Raw genomic sequence first — 15,554 nt, 5'->3', positions numbered from 1 at the left:
ATTGCTCATCGAGGGGCCGTCCGGGGACCTGGAAGATTGCTTGGCCAGGCACCGATCGACCCGCCGGATTTCGCCGGGAAACGTGATGTTTTCATGCTTTCTGCCTGGCGAGCTTGTCGCCTGCACCAGCCTGCGCATCATGGTCTTCGGACAGCTCGCCCTCGTTGCGCAGGCTCATGAAGACGACGATGGCGATGATCGCCACCAGGAAGATGCTGCTGGTGACAACGGTGCCGAGGCCAAGGCCGCCATACTGCGCCGGCTGGGACATCAGGTCGCCGAACGAGGCGCCGAGCGGCCGGGTCAGGATGTACACCAGCCAGAAGCCGAGGATCGGATCGAGCCCGAGGAAGAAGTAGCCGATGCTCAGCGACAGGATGATCATGCCGAACAGCACACCGGTCGCCATGTATCCGAGCGCGAACTGCTCGGCCACCAGATCGCCCGCCGCCGTGCCGAGCGCGAAGGTGAACAGGATGGCGAGCCAGTAGAAGGCCTCGCGGCGATTGGTGAAGATCGAATGGATCGAAAGGGTGCGCTCGGCTCGGAACCACAGCAGGAAGGTCAGCGCCAGTGCGATCGAGAAGGCGATGGTGGTGGTGAGCAGCGGCACATGGAAGTTGTCGACGAGATTGTCGGTGATGAGGGTGCCGACAATGCTGATCAGCACTACGGAAAGCCAATAGGCGGCCGGGACATAGCGCTTCTGCGCGAACTGCCAGGCAAGGGCACCGAGCAGGATGGCGGACATGATCAGCGACGTTGCCGTCAGCCCGAGGCCCATCTGCACGTTGAGATAGTCTGCTGCAGTCTCGCCCATGGTGACGGCCATGAGCTTGATGAGCCAGAAGTCGGCCGTCACGCTGGGGACGCGGTTGTAGACCTTGGTTGAATCGCTTGTCGCGGACATCGTGGGCATCCTTGAATGAACGGATCAGGCATGTGGGCCGAACGTCGGACCGCTCGCCTCGGTCACTGGGCGGGGTGGGCTGGATCGAGCGCGGCAGCAAGCACCGCGAGGGTCTTGTCGACCTCGGCAGCCGAAGGCGTGGATTTGCGCAGGGCCTTCAGCGCGTCGTCGGAGGCGGCGTCGATCGTGTTCCAGTCGTTCGGATTCAGCGGGCGGATCGCCGACTGGGCCTGATCCCAGGCCGTTTCATAGTCGGTGATGCGTTTCGCGGCGGCGGCGAGATCGCCCTTGGCGGCAAGTGCCCGGACGTCGGCGATGATGGCCTTGAACGAAGACAGGTCGCCGAGATCCGCGGTCTTGGCCGTCGTCGCGCCTGCGTAGAGCTCAAAGCCGGTGAACGCCGCCACGGGGGCGGCGATGAGTGCTATGGCGAGAAGAATCTGTTTCATCGGGAACCTCGCTGTACAGGCAATCGGAGCGGGCATCGCTCCACCCTTCGGGTTTGACCGGGCAGCGGCCGCAGGGCGCGGCCTTGACCCTGGCTGCGAGCAATAAGCGGGTTGGATTAGCTGAGAATTAGAGCCGTGAAAAAGATCGCCGCCGAGCCGTTCAGGGCCGCGCGCTCCGCTGCATGACGAGGCTGGCGACGAGGCCGCTTCCGTCTTCGCGGTTGGCGAGTGACAGCCGCGCATTGTTCCTCTGGGCTGCTGCCCTGGCGATCGCCAGTCCGAGCCCGCTGCCTTCGGCGTCCTGCGGCCTGGCGCGGAAGAACCTCTCGAAGACCCGCGCGAGATCGTCCTGAGGGATGCCGGGGCCGGTGTCGCGAACCTCGATCCGCGCCTCTTGCCCCGCGACCTCGACGGCGACATCGACGCTGCCGCCGGGGGGCGTGTAGTGCAGGGCATTCTCGATCAGGTTGCCGAGGATGATCTCCAGGTCCGCAGGCACGCCGTGTGCGACCGCCTCGTCCCGGCGCGTGATGCCGAGATCGATCGACCGGCTTTCGGCAAGCGGCGTCAGCTGCGCGACCACGTCGACCGCAAGCTGCGCCAGATCGACCGGTTGCGGGGGTGGCGAAGAGGAGGGGGCATCGTAACGCGCGAGGCGCAGCAGCTTTGCCACCAGGCCTGTTGCCCTGCCGATGCCGGCTTCGATTTCAGTGAGACGTTGGGCGAAGCGGCCGTCGCGGTCGTTGTGCCGAAGGTTGTCGATCTGGATCTGCAGCGCCGACAGCGGCGTCCGCAGTTCATGAGCGGCATCCGAGATGAAGCGCTGCTGCTGTTCCAGCAAGGCCCGCAACCGGGCCAGCGACTGGTTGATGGCGCTGACGAACGGAATGACTTCCCTGGGCACATCGTCGATCGGCACGGGATCGTCCGCGGTAGGGTTGCGGGAAGCGACCGTGACCGCCAGGCGGTCGAGCCGGGCCATGATCCGGTCGATGATCCAGCCCAGCATCAGCAGCGACAGCGGAATGAGCACGACGATCGGCAGCGCCGCCTGAAGCGCGGCACTGGTCGCCAGCTCCTGGCGCACGTCCATCCTCAGCGAGATCTGGACCGTCCGTTTCGCGGTGGCCAGTGTGTAGACGCGCCAGTCGTAGCCGACGCCCGGCAGATCCCGGAAACCGCTCGCCGCCTGCCGGGGGATGGTTATGGCGGGGTGTGATTGCCGCAGCGGCTTGCCGGACGCGTCCCAGACCTGGACGATGAAGTCGTCCTCCGGATCGTGCGTGCCGGGACCGTCCGGGTCGGTCCCCGGTGCGGAAGGCGTATCGCCGACATAGAGCGCGACCTGCCGCAGCTGATTGTCCAGGAAGTCGGCCGCTTCCCGCCGGGCAAGCAGATAGGACCCGGCCGCCGCGCAGATGCCGATGGCCGCCATCAGCCCGGCGAGCAAGATGAAGGCGGTGCGGCGGATCGAGATCGCGCCACTCATTTCGGCACCATCCAGCCCGCGCCGCGGATGTTGCGGATGATGTCCTTGTCGAACTTGCGCCGTACATAGTGGATGAGCACGTCGACGGCATTGCTCTCCACCTCTTCGCCCCATCCGTAGAGTTTCTCTTCGAGCTGCGTGCGCGACAGGATGGTTCCCGGTCGGTCGAGCAAGGCCTGCATCAACGCGAATTCGCGTGCCGGCAAGACTTCGCTGTTCCCGCGATAGGTCACTTCGTGGCTCGACAGGTCGAGTTCCACCTCGCTCGTGCCGAGGATCGAAACTGCCTGCCCGCCATGCCGGCGCAGCACCGCCCGCATGCGCGCCAGCAATTCCTTCACCTCGAAGGGCTTGACCAGATAGTCATCGGCGCCGAGATCGAGGCCGGCGACGCGGTCGTCGAGGTCGTCGCGCGCCGTGATCATCAGGATCGGCCGCTTGTCGCCGGCAATTCGCAATGAACGCAGGATCTCAAGTCCGGATCGGCCGGGCAGGCCGATGTCGAGCAGCACAAAACCGTGCCCGCCGATGGCGATGGCCTCTTCCCCGAGCCGCCCATCCCGCACCCAGTCGACCGACATGTCGGCATCTTCCAGGGCCTGGACGAGAGCCCTGCCAAGCATCGCATCGTCTTCGATCACCAGCACGCGCATGCCTGATCCTAGAGCGCTTCCGGTTTTCACGGAAACGCGCAAACACCCTAAATCTTTGTTTTTTCGCAAAACGGAAACGTCTAGGGGGCGACAGGAAAACGTGTCACGACGTGCCTCGCCTTCCGAGGCTCACAGCTTCTTCTCGAGGAAAGCGGCGATCTCGCTCTCGAACTTCTCGTGAACCGCGGCGCGGTCGACGGAGGGCTCGTCGTTGCAGATCAGCGGTGCTTCCGCCGCCAGCTCCTGCGGGCAGGGGTCGATGAAGACGAAGTGACGTCCCGGCACCACGGTCTCCTGCGGCGGGAATGAAAGCCCTTTGGCCAGCGCCAGCGCGTTGTGCGACGCGTTCATATAGGCATCGTCCTCAGGGCGGAGCAGGAAGATCGGCAGGCTGATTTCCTTGAGGCTCACCCGGTCGAAGACGATGCTGAGCGGATCCATCAGCACGAGCGCCTTCAGGCGGGGTTCGGTGGCCAGCCTGGCGGAACGAAGCTGGCGGATCGCATCCACCACGCTGTCCTGTGCCGGGCCGCAGGAGCCGATATCGCCCTGGCCGGCTCCCGAGCAATAGGTCGACGCCGCGGTCGCATCGAGGCGGGCGCCGGCGAGTGCCAGAGCGGTATAGCCACCGGCGGAATAGCCGATCATGCCGATGCGGGCCGGATCGACATGGCCGGCCAGACGTTCATCCTGCAATGCGGCCTGCAGCGCCTCCATGGCTTGCCGGGGGCGCGCCGTGAAGATACGCGCCTGTTTCTCGAAACGGGCGCGCGTAGCGGTGTCGCCGAGATGCGCGGGGGCAACCACGACAAAACCCTTGCGGGCGAGCGAGCTTGCGAGCCCGCGATGGCCCAGTGGCGTGCCGCCGCTGCCGTGGGAAAACAGCACGACGGGAAACCGCCCCTGCGCCGCGACTGGCGCATCGCGGCTGGCGTCGATCGTGAAGGGACCGGCCTGCCAGGGTGTCTGCGGCGCATCGGTCGGGTACCAGACCATCACGTCGAACGGACCGTCCTCGTCCGCAACCTGCAGCCGCAGCACACCCGCCTGGCGTTCCGCCGTCGCGGCGTCGGCGGCCGAAAGCGTTGCGGCCACCGTGATGAGCATCAGCGCGAGAAACGCCACAACGGATCGGCCGGCTGCTCTTGTCTTCGTCATCTGGATGCTCACTTTGCGCGAAGTTGCCTGTGCATGTGCAGGGCTTTCACGCCATGATCAAGACGATTGGGGCGGAATCAAAGTGGATGCGGAGGATCGGCTGAAATTTCGAGATTGTGCCTCCCCTGGCCGGGAGACAAGCACACGCTTCTCCGCGCGGCGGATTTTGAAGGAATGCCGCCCGGCACCTTGAGATCGGTCCGCTCCCGCACGTTGCGACAAGGCAACCGCACCCGGCCGCCGGCGGGGTGGAGACCTGCGCAGGGCGAGGACGCCCGAAACAAGCATGTCTCCATCTGGGGAATGCCCCCAGACGACCTTTCGTCGTCTGCAAGCCCCCGATTCCCCTTGCCGCCCCGTGCCACAATTGCCAGCGATTGGCCGAAAAAGGCACTCCGATCAAAGGTCATGGATGTTTTGATCCGGCAAGCGCCGGATTCTGAATTTTTTCTGAAATTTTTGGTTGTGGACGCCGGTGCTCGTGCGTCCCCCGCGAAATCCGCCGTTCGCCGACGTGGAAGTGCGCTCGCATCGCCCGCCCCGGCGAGCCGGGGCGGGCGATGATGTCTTGCTGTCAGAACTTGACGTTGAGATCGGCCCGCACGCCGTGGTCGCTGGTCTTCGATCCGGCCTGGCCATGGTAGGAGATGCCGAGCGTCGCTCGCGGCGCGATGGCAAAGTCCAGCCCGGCTTCGATGACCGCGGCATCCTTCGCGATCGGCGCACCGGCGATCGTGAAGGCGCTGCTGCCGGTGAAGGCCTGGCTGATGGTTGGTGTCACATCGCCATAGGCATGGCGCCAGCCGATCATGCCGCGTGCCGTCGCCCTTGTTGAGCCGATCTCGAAATCGGTCGAAGCGCGGATGCCGAGCGTGGTGAAGCTGTTGTCGTTGGAACCGCTGTGGACGCTCAGCGCCGATGCCCCGCCGGTTTCATTGAAGCCATTGGTGTGGACATTGACATAGGCGAGGTTGGCGAAGGGTTCGAAGGCGATGCTGCCGGCCTTGATGCCGTAGCCGAGTTCGCCGAACAGCTGCGTGGTGCCGGCGCGGTAGGAACCGGTCAGGCTGTCGCTGAAGCCGGGGAAGGAAACCTGCCGGCTCGTATCGATCTCGCTCCATGTGTAGGCGAGGCCCGAGCGCAGCGACAGCGCACCGATCCCGGTGCCGCCATAGATGCCGAGATGATAGTTGTCGCTCGAAGCCGAAGAACGCCTGTCATCGACCTTGAGCGAGGAATGGCTGTAGCCGGCCACGAAGCCGAGGCGGACATCGTCGGTGACAAGACCGTCGACGCCGGTGACGAAGCCACCGATCGAACGGTTCAGCCTGGCGGCGTTGCCGTCGCCGCCGAAATGTCCCCATGATCCGAACACCGAGCCCCAGGCGCCATAGCGTTCGGAAGCAACCGAAGCCGTGGTGATTGCTTTCGCATCCTCGCCATAGCCCATCGGCGGCAGCGGTTCTGCGCCGACGGTCTCGAAGGCCGAGCGCAGGCGGTCGTTGATGGCCTCGCGCACGAAGCGGCTGTCTTCGATGAGGCCCGTCACCGTCGAGGCATTGACCTCGCCCGACAGGCTGTCGAAGGCGGCGCGTCCCTCGTCGGCCGACAGCACCAGCAGCTTGTTGTAGAGCGCCAGTGGCGCGCCGCTCTGCTGCAGCGTATCCAGCGCGCCGGCCGTCTGCTTCTGGTTGTAGGTGTTGGCCACCTTGGCGAAGACCGGCTTTCCGCCGCCCGGCTCCTGCGGCTTCTTGATGGCGATCTTCAGGTCGACGGCATTGGTGCTCTGGGCAAGCGTCGCTTCGAGGAAGGCCGAGCGGGCCAGCACGGCCGGATCGAAGCCGCCGGTGACACCGCCGGCTGCCGTCAGGATGGTGTAGGTCTGGCCGTCCTGATAGCTGGTTTCAGGATCCAGCGCGGTCACGCTTACCGTGCCGCCGCCCAGCGTCGCCTTGCCGGTCGCGGCGATGCGGTCGCTCGTGCCGTTGCCGCCAATTTCGACTGCATAGGTCGATCCCGCGGCGAACGACACGTCGCCCGCGATGTTCAGCGTGCCGATCGAATTGCCGGGCGCGATCGTTGCGCCGTTCTCAACCGCCAGGCCGCCCAGCGTGCCGATGCCGCCAAGCGATGCTCCCGACTTCAAGGTGACCGTGCTGGCGAGGCTGGCGCCCGGATGCGTGCTGTCGCCGACGACCAGCTTGCCGCCATAGACGGTCGTTGCACCCGTATAGGTGCTGGCGCCGTTCAGCACGAGCGTACCGGTGTTGTATTTCGACAGCGTGCCCGAACCGCTGATCGGCGCGTCGAGCGTGACGCTGTCGGTGAAATTGGCCTGGATTCGGCCGTTGTTGCCGATGGAAGGAGCAACCAGCGAGCCCGACAGGCCGCCGCTGCCGATCGACAGCAGCGAGCCCTCTTCGATGACCACCGGCTTGGACGCCACCACGGCACCGCCGTCTGCCACGAACAGCTGGCCGGGCAGCGGGTCGCCACAGACACATGGTGGCAGGCCCACGATCAGCGTGTCGGTCACAAGTTTCGATCCTGCTCCGGTCACGATGACTTCCGAAGGCCCCAGGCCCGTGGAGGTCGGGTCCGAAGCGATGACGGTGGTGTCGCCGACATTGACGACGCCGCCCTTGGTCACCGCCAGGGTGCCGGTGCCGCCGCCAAGCATGTTGCCGACGCCGAGGAAGGTCGAGATGTTCCAGGTCGAGCCTGGCCCGCTGACCACGGCGCGCGCCGCATCGAACGGATTTTCGATGACCGCGCCGAACAGGCTGTCGACAACGGCGCCTTTCTGGATCGTCAGCACGGCGGCGTTCGCCATGGAGCCGACGAAGGTCAACTGGGCGACGGTTGCTTTCGTACCGGCGCCGTCGACAAGCATCACGCCGCCGACAAGCAGGTTGTCGGTGGTCAGCTTCGCGCCGGCAAGCATGTTCAACGATCCGTCGGCTTCGACACCCGGCAGCGCGCTGATGCCGAAGGTCCCGCCGGCGACGTCGAACGACGCGCCCGGGCCGAACAGCGTCAGGGTTGCGTCGGGGCTGACATAGAGGTCGCCGCCAATGGTGCTTGCACCCCTGAGTGTCAGGGAGCCCTGGTCGAGTTCGAGCGATCCGGCACCTGTGATCCGTCCGCTGAAATCGCTCGCCACGGGGCCGCTATACCCGACATAGAGAACGGTGGAGTCATCCGTCGTGCCGATATTGACGATGCCGCCATGCCCGGACGCGCCGTCGAACAGGCCCTTGATGTCGGCCTGGACGCCGTCGGCGATGTCGAGGGTCCCGCCCTGGTCGACATAGACCACGGAATCGGCGGAGAGCGCGGTGTTGACGCCGGCCACCAGTGTTCCGCCCTCTATCACCGTATCGCCGGTATAGCTGTTGGTGCCATTGAGGATCGTCGTCCCCGCGGCCTGGTACACGCTGCCCGGCCCGGTGATATCGGGTTTGAAGGCATATCCGACATCGGTGTGGTTGAAGACGAGCCGGCTCGTGCCGACGTTGAGTGCGACCGCGCCGGCCAGCAACTGGCCTGCGGCTGCTGCCGGCGCGCCATAGGCTGCACCGATGTTGATCGTGCCGCCGGCGCTGCCCGCAAGCAGGCCCGCATTGATGGTGCCGGTGCCGCCTCCGACGTTCAAGGCACCATTGTCGCTGACGGTGAGCGTACCTTCGTTGAAATGGCCGACATAGAAATCCGCGCCGCTGCTCGTCCATTCCGAACCGCCGCCGTCAATCGAGGCCGAACTCGCTCCATCCAGCCCGATGATGCCGCTGTTGTTGCTGCTCACCTTGCCGCCGTTTTCGATCCGCAAGGTGCCGGAACCCTGGTCGCCGACGATGATCTGGCCGCCCGTGGTCCAGTTCGATCCGTCCGTTACCACCATGGTGGCCCCGTTCGAGATGTAACCGGCACCTGCGCTGGCGCTGCCGAGTTTGCCGCCGCCTTCGATGCGCAGCATGCCGCCATTGATGCGTGTCGTGCCGAGGAAGCCGGTCGTGGCGGTGGCGCCGCTGCTGTCGCCGGTCAGCACCAGCGTGCCGTCGCCCTGCTTGATGAAGCTGGCGCCGCCGCCGCCGGCGATCAGGCCGGAAAGTGTCAGCGTGGTGCCGGCACTCGTCTCGAGGCGGCCACCGAAATTGCCGAAATTGACCGTGCGCGCGCTGGTGAACGAGGCGGTTGCCAGCAACGTCGAGGTCGCTCCCCCACCGGTTCCTGGATTATAGGCAGAGCCGCTGGTGATGGTGACGTCGCCGGATGCATCACCCAGGTTCTCATCGCTCGAAACGGAAAGGACGCCGTCCGAAATCCTGGTGCCGCCGTCATATGTATTGATGCCGGTCAGCGTCAGGGTGCCGCCCGCTGCCTTCTCGAACGTTCCGTTTCCGCTCACCACGCCGGAAAGCACGAAATCATCATGTGCGTTGGTGTCGAACTTGACGATGCCCGCACCATTGAGGACGACGGCGTTCGCAAGGGTGATGCCGAAATTGTCGACCCGCAATGTCGTCCCGGAATCCAGCGTGACAGTGCCGGTGCCGAGCGATCCGTTGGCGCCGCCAATTCCAGTCGTTGCTCCGCCGCTGGCAAAGAACCCGCCCGAGAAATTGTTGGCCGTGTTTTCGAACGTGTTGTTCCCACCAATCTGATGAATGGCGATCGTCCCGTTCGTCTCATTGATGAAGCCGGAATAGACGGCGTTGCCGCCCGTGCTGGTCAGGCTTGCCGCGGCGGCATTGGTATTGCCAACGCCGTCGCTTCCGTTCAGGAATGCCTGACCGCCAAAAAAGGCTCCCGACGGCAGCGTGACATTGCCGCCGTTCAAATCGAGATCCGCGGCCCAGCCTGAAACCGGTAAGGCGAAAAAAATCGCGCTCCCGCACAGCAGCCGGGCAATGCCTGGCAGCCCTCCCAGGCGGCGCATCTTCAGTGAATATGTCATCCCCACCCCACGCAAAACGACGGTTGCCCGAAAGCCGCCAGCAACTGGCTCCGGCACCGTTCGACGAAAGGGTTCAAATGGATTGGAGGATCCCCCCTGGACCTTGTCCAGGCCGATCCCGGCTCCCCCCAAAGGAATTTCGTCCCAGCTCGTCCCCACTCGCCAGCTTGATTTCAGCCATATTCCACGAAGATGGTCAATCTGTCATGGCGAGTTCAGGTCAAGAATAGCATGCCGAGGCACAGAAAACCGCTCCGGTGAACCGGAGCGGATCTCGACTGGATGCTGCTTATACTGCCATATCTACTGTCAGAACTTGACGTTCAGATCGGCCCGCACGCCATGGTCGCCCGTCTTCGTGCCGAGCTGTCCCTGATAGGACAGCCCGAGCGCGGCCCTGGGCGTCATGGCGAAGTCGAGCCCGGCTTCGAGCGTCGCGGCGTCCCTGGCAATGGGAGCGCCGGCGATCGAGAACACATTGCTGCCGGCGAAGGCCTGGGCAACCGTCGGCGTGACGTCGCCGAAGCCATGCCGCCAGCCGATCATGCCGCGCGCCGTCGCCCTTGTTGAACCGATCTCGAAATCTGTGGCGGCGCGGATGCCGAGCGTGGTGAAGGTGACGGCGTTGGTGCTGTCGAGGATGGTCAGCGCTGCCGCGCCTCCCTTCTCGGCAAAGCCGTCGCTGCGCACGTTGATGTAGGCAAGGTTGGCGAAGGGCTCGAAGGCGAAATCGCCTGCCTTCATGCCATAGCCGAATTCACCGAAGACCTGCAGGGTGCGGGCGCGGCTGTTGCCGGTCAGGGCATCGCTGAAGCCGGGAAACGACACCTGCCGGCTGGAATCGACATCGCTCCAGGTCCAGGCAAGGCCGGAGCGGAAGGAGAGCGCACCCCATTCCCGGCTGCCATAGAGGCCCAGATGGTAGCTGTCGTTCGCGGCTGACGAACGGCGGTCATCGACCTTGAGCGAGGAATGGCTGTAGCCGGCTAAAAAGCCGAGCCGCCAGTCGCCCGCCACCAGCCCGTCCGCTCCCGTCATGAAGCCGCGGATGTCGCGCGACGTCTCGGCGGCATTGCCGTCGCTGCCGGTGTGACCCCAGGACCCGAAGGCCGAAGCCCAGGCGCCGTTGTCGTCAGGCCTTTCGGTCGCAACCAGCGTCGCCGTGGCCTTCTCTTCGCCATAGCCCAGCAGCGGCAATGGCTCGACCATCCGGGCTGCGGCGCGCAGCCGGCTGTTCATGGCATCGCGCACGAAGCGACTGTCTTCGAGCATGCCGGTCACCGTCGAGGCGTTGACCTCGCCCGACAGGCCATCGAAGACGGCGCGGATCATCGCCCTGTCGTCGGGCAAAAGGGCGACCGCATCGTAGAGCGGATTGGCGGCGGCGACACCGATGCTTTCCAGCGCCCTTGCCGTGGCGATCTGGTTGCCGCTGGTCGCCTTGGTGCCGAAGCCGACATCGTTGCGCACCAGGGTCAGGGTAACATCGCTGCGGTTGTAGCCGAGGACGGGTGTCAGGAAAGCGAAATCGGACGAGACCGTGTCGAATTTTCCCGACAGGCCGCCCTTGGCCGACAGGATCGTGTAGGTGGAGCGCAGCCGGTAATTGCCGCCGGCGCCGACATGCGCCACCGACCCACCCTTGATGGCCGCGTTGCCGGTGACATCGACCCGGTCGGAAGCCTGGCCGTCCGGGTCGACTTCCACCGCGAAGCGGGACCCCTTGTCGAAGACGAGGTCGCCGTTGACGGTGAGCGTGCCGATCGAATTACCCGGCGACAGCGTGCCGCCGGAAGCGACGGTCACCGTCGAGCCTTGGCCCGAACCGACGGTGCCATGGCCGCCCAGCGTGCCTTGCACGGTCATCGAGCCGCCCAGCACCGCGCCGCCATGCGCGGTGTCCGAGCCGATGATGAGCGTGCCGGCCGCCACCCTGGTGGTGCCGGCGAAGGCTGCGCTGTCGCCGTCATAGACAAGCGCTCCGGTGCCGGCCTTGACGAGGGTGCCGCTGCCGGAGACGACGCCGCCATAAGAGGCATTCGTCGTCTGGTCGAAGGTGAGCGAGCCACCGGCGCCGATCCGGGCATTGCCGCCGAAACGTTCCGCCGCCGCGACGAGGTTGCCCGCCTCGATCGTCCAGTCGAGCGTCGACAAACCGCCGAGCGTAAGCGTGCCCGCGCCGCGCTTGACCATGGTCCCGACGCTGCCGTTCAGCCCCGCGATCTGCCCGGCGAAACGGCCGTCGCCGGCCTGGTCGAAGACGGTGGCGGCGGCGTTGAACAGGTTGCCGGAGATCGAGGTGGCGTTGCCGATCAGCGTGCCGGCCTCGACAAGCGTGTTGCCGTAGAGATTGTTCGCATTGTCGAGCCGCAGCGTGCCGGTGCCCGACTTGACCAGATTGCCGTTGCCCAGCACCTCGCCGGTCAGCCCGAGCGTTGTTCCTTCCGCCGTGTTGAAACGACCGTCCTGGATCAGCAGAACCGGGCGGGCGCTGTCGAAACCGGCGGTGGTCGTGAGCTGGCCGCCATAGAAGATCAGGATGCCGGAGCCGTCGCCGAGATTGGTGTCGGCAGAGACCTGCAGCGTGCCGCCGGTGATGGCGGTGCCGCCGCCGTAGCTGTTGTTGCCGGTCAGGATCGTCGTGCCCGGGCCGTTCTGGTAGACGACGCCGCTTCCCGAGATGGTGCCGGCGAAGGTGAAGGTGTCGCCGCGGCTGAAGGCGAACGCGCCATTGTTCAACACATCGCCGGCGATCGAACCGGAGCTGCCGCCGTTGCCGAGTTGCAGCAGGCCACCCGAGATCGTCGTGCCGCCAGTGTAGGTGTTGGTTCCGCTGAGCAGCAGCCCGCCCCCGGCGAGATCGAGGCCGAGCCTGCCGCCGCCGGTTCCGTCCTGGATCGTCCCCGCAAAGGTCGAGGGCAGGCCGAGTTTCGAGGTGTCGACCGTGAGCAGGGCGTCGGTCAGGCCGCCATTGGTGATGATCCCGGAACCTGCGAAGGCGCTGTTGATGCCGCCGACGGCGGTGCTGTGGCCGTTCAGTTTCAGCGTGCCGCCGGGGCCGCCCTGGCTGTTGTCGAAGGCAATGGTCGCTCCTGTCGTCAGGGCCTGGTCGGCCAGCACATTCAGGGTGCTGGAACCGCTGAGATATTGCAGGCCGCCGCTGATGGCGCCCGCGGCGGAGGCGTTGAGCGTCGCGTTGTTGAACAGGGTCCGCTGGCCGCCGCTGATGGCATTGGTCGCCGAGGCGTTGATCGTGCCGTTGCCGGTCACATATTGCTCGCCACCGCTGATGGCGTTCTGGGCCGAGGCGTTGAGCGTGCTGTTTTCGTTGATGAACTGCTGACCGCCGCTGATGGCGCCTGCCACGGAGGCCTCGAGGCGGCTGGTGCCGTAGAACCATTGCAAGCCGCCATTGATCGCGCCGGCGGCGGAGGCGTTGAGCACATTGTTGTCGCGGAAATACTGTGTGCCGCCGCTGATGGCGTTCGCCGTGGATGCGTTGAGCACGCTGGTTTCGTAGAACCACTGCTCGCCACCGGTGATGGCCTTGGCGGCGGAAAGATTGAGCGTGCTCTGGTGCCGGAAGAACTGCTTGCCGCCACTGATGGCCTCGGCCGCGGAAACGTTCAGCCTGCTGCCGTTCTCGAACACCCAGTCCGGCGAGATGCCGCTGAAGAAGTCCTTGGTGTTTGCCTCCAGCACCGTCGTGCCGGTGCAAGGGCTCAGCACGCACGCCGCCTGCGCCCAGGCGGCGTCTTCGAAGAAAAGGCCGGAGCTGAACAGGCCAGCGCAGCAGAAGCCAAATAGAACCTTTCCATGTTGCGTTTGCAATCGAGATTTAGAAGTTATTCCAAATGGGTCATGCGAAAATCGAGGACAGGCCATTTCGAATCACCTTTCCTCCCCAGTCGGAGGGGAGGTTATTTTTTGAGTATATGGAGATTCAATCCGGAAATATTGCAGATGGATATTTGTATTAATCGAAAGTCTAATGATGGAATATTACGTATAGAAAGATGATCGGCAAATCGTATTTTCAACTCAACGGGATGGCGGGATTTGCTCACTTGGCTGTGCATTCGGGACAAGGCGGTAAGGAATGTTGTTGATAGAGGGCAATCGCAAGCCGGGATTGAATGCTCCCGGCCGCTCCAATAGGACTCGCCCGCATGGATGAGACGTCCCCGCTGCAGCGCGCCCTTGACCGGTGCTACGAGGTGTTTGCCTTCTATCCCAGGCCCAGGGTCCTGGACGCTTCGCCGTTGCGGGATCAGGATCTCTTGAAGCTTCTCGTTTCGTTGCCGCTGCGCCAGCTCGGCGATGAGCAGATCGGACCCTATGCAGCCTATGCCTTGACCACGATCGGCGGTGCCGACGACTATCGCTACTTCCTGCCCCGCATTCTCGAACTGGCCACCGGGACGCAAGGCTGGCCGGGCCTCGATCCCTCCCTGATCGGCGAAAAGCTGAAGCGGGCCAGATGGCTGGACTGGCCGGTCGATGAGCAGACGGCAATCCGGCATGTGTTCGAGGAAGCCTGGCGGCGCGCGCTCGGCCGGCATTCCGACGAGGAGAATGCCGAGGATTGGTTCTGTGGCATGGCGGGTCTGGATTTCGGGGTGACTGCCGCACTGGAGGCGCTCGATGGTTTTCGAGGCGGCAATTCCGCCCTGCAGCTTGCGGCCATCATTCAGGGCTCGGTTTTTGAACTCAAGGGCAGCAAGAGCGGCTTCTGGGGCAATGTGAGCGACGACAATCGGGCCGTGATCCGGACATGGCTGCTCGATCGGGGTGCCGAAAAACTTTACCGCGCACTCGACAGCGTTTCAGAGGCCGACCTCTGGCACGTCGAACAGGCGCTTCAGGTTCTGGAGCGGCAGCGGGCTTGAAGTGGGCTCGGTGGGGTGTGGGCCGCTATCCCCTGTAGCGGTCAGATGGCTGGCGTCTAGTCGCCACCACCGCCTGCTCCTCCATCGGAGGCGTCCCATGGGCCGCCGCCATTGCTGGAATCGGGCTCGATCGTATTCGGAAACCGCTTTTTCCGATTGCGCCACAAGGAAACGAGAATCACAAAAAAGAGGATGGCGACCAGGAAAAGCGACGTATCGTAGGTGGTCATGCCTTGTACGGTATCCTCGTTTCCCTGGCGAAAGCGCTGGCAATGATGGAGAAAATCCCGTCATTGTAAACCTGCTACGATTGCCGCCGGATGCCGGGTTCATCCGGAGTCGGCCGACTGGTGGCGAGGCTGCATGGATTTCTTCAACATCCCGAAACTGATCGAGCAGGGCGTCTACGACGTCATGATGTGGATCCTGTTCTTTCCGCTCACCGTGCTGCGCATGATCGTCAGCCCCAGGCGCACCTTGCGCTACGTGCGCGAGCAGGCGGCGCTCGATCCCGACACCGCCTTCTCGGACGCGATGCGGCCAGCGCTTTTTCTCGCCATCGCCATCATTCTCGGCAGTTTCATCTCGCCGGACGACATCGACGTGTTGCGCGCCACCACCAGCAGCGCGCTGGGCAAGATGGTCTACGGTTCGTGGACAAGCATCACCGCCTTCTCGATGATCGCGCTGTGCCTGGTGCCGCTGGTCGGCGCCCTGCTGCTCGACCTTCTGACGCCGGGCAAGGTGAGCCGCGAAAGCCTTCGCGTGCCGTTCGACCAGCAATGCTACATCGGTGCGCCGTCCATACTCGTGCTGACTTTGCTTGGCGGCATCGGGCCGTCGCTGCTCGGAATCGCCGCCTCCGGCATCGCCGCGGCGGCAGCGCTCGCCTGGGTGGTGGTCGTGGAGTATTTCTACTTTCGCGACAATTCCGAGCTGCATCCGCTGGTCTGCATGGCGCTGGTGCTCGCCACGCTGTTCGGTGGCCTCGTACTCATCGTGCTGGCGGCGCTGCTCGTCACCGGAGTGACGCGCTGAGCCGACGCCTG

At 64.7% G+C, this 15,554-nt stretch carries 10 protein-coding genes; 2 read left to right on the top strand and 8 right to left on the bottom strand.

The annotated features are described in order from the left end of the window. Positions 1 to 91 precede the first annotated feature (91 nt). The 7 genes from ACFWYE_RS27700 to ACFWYE_RS27670 form a co-directional block, all read right to left on the bottom strand. Complete coding sequence (locus ACFWYE_RS27700; RefSeq protein WP_379063605.1) at positions 92 to 910, bottom strand: hypothetical protein; 819 nt, start codon at positions 908 to 910, stop codon at positions 92 to 94. Between the two features lie 62 nt (positions 911 to 972). Beyond that, on the bottom strand, positions 973 to 1,359 hold the full coding sequence (locus ACFWYE_RS27695) for a hypothetical protein (protein ID WP_379115319.1): 387 nt from the start codon (positions 1,357 to 1,359) through the stop codon (positions 973 to 975). Positions 1,360 to 1,519: 160 nt separating this feature from the next. Then, positions 1,520 to 2,848 (bottom strand): ATP-binding protein, encoded by a 1,329-nt coding sequence (locus tag ACFWYE_RS27690; RefSeq protein WP_379115318.1) that lies wholly within the window; start codon positions 2,846 to 2,848, stop codon positions 1,520 to 1,522. After that, positions 2,845 to 3,501 carry a response regulator transcription factor gene (locus ACFWYE_RS27685; RefSeq protein WP_379115317.1) on the bottom strand — a complete coding sequence of 219 codons (657 nt, stop codon included), beginning with the start codon at positions 3,499 to 3,501 and terminating at the stop codon, positions 2,845 to 2,847. Before ACFWYE_RS27685 ends, ACFWYE_RS27690 begins: the two co-directional genes overlap by 4 nt. Before the next feature lie 129 nt (positions 3,502 to 3,630). After that, positions 3,631 to 4,659 carry an alpha/beta hydrolase family protein gene (locus ACFWYE_RS27680; RefSeq protein ID WP_379115316.1) on the bottom strand — a complete coding sequence of 343 codons (1,029 nt, stop codon included), beginning with the start codon at positions 4,657 to 4,659 and terminating at the stop codon, positions 3,631 to 3,633. Between the two features lie 574 nt (positions 4,660 to 5,233). After that, entirely contained in the window at positions 5,234 to 9,616 is a 4,383-nt protein-coding gene (locus ACFWYE_RS27675; RefSeq protein WP_379115315.1) for an autotransporter domain-containing protein, read from the bottom strand. A gap of 309 nt (positions 9,617 to 9,925) precedes the next feature. Then, positions 9,926 to 13,345, bottom strand: coding sequence for an autotransporter domain-containing protein (locus ACFWYE_RS27670; protein WP_379115314.1), 3,420 nt, complete (start codon positions 13,343 to 13,345; stop codon positions 9,926 to 9,928). 440 nt (positions 13,346 to 13,785) lie between these two features. On the opposite strand from ACFWYE_RS27670, the gene ACFWYE_RS27665 reads away from it, so the two are divergent. Continuing rightward, complete coding sequence (locus ACFWYE_RS27665) at positions 13,786 to 14,505, top strand: hypothetical protein (protein ID WP_379115313.1); 720 nt, start codon at positions 13,786 to 13,788, stop codon at positions 14,503 to 14,505. A 56-nt stretch (positions 14,506 to 14,561) separates the two neighbouring features. Here ACFWYE_RS27665 and ACFWYE_RS27660 read toward each other — a convergent pair whose 3' ends face one another. After that, the gene (locus ACFWYE_RS27660; RefSeq protein ID WP_379115312.1) at positions 14,562 to 14,735 is read right to left on the bottom strand and encodes a hypothetical protein; all 174 of its coding nucleotides are present in this window, start codon (positions 14,733 to 14,735) and stop codon (positions 14,562 to 14,564) included. Positions 14,736 to 14,868: 133 nt separating this feature from the next. Here ACFWYE_RS27660 and ACFWYE_RS27655 point away from each other — a divergent pair, with 133 nt between their 5' ends. After that, positions 14,869 to 15,543 (top strand): hypothetical protein, encoded by a 675-nt coding sequence (locus tag ACFWYE_RS27655; protein ID WP_379115311.1) that lies wholly within the window; start codon positions 14,869 to 14,871, stop codon positions 15,541 to 15,543. The last annotated feature ends 11 nt before the right edge of the window (positions 15,544 to 15,554 follow it).

This window comes from Mesorhizobium sp. NPDC059025 (assembly GCF_042739655.1).
Lineage (GTDB): Bacteria > Pseudomonadota > Alphaproteobacteria > Rhizobiales > Rhizobiaceae > Mesorhizobium.
This window is presented reverse-complemented; position numbering and strand designations above follow the sequence as displayed.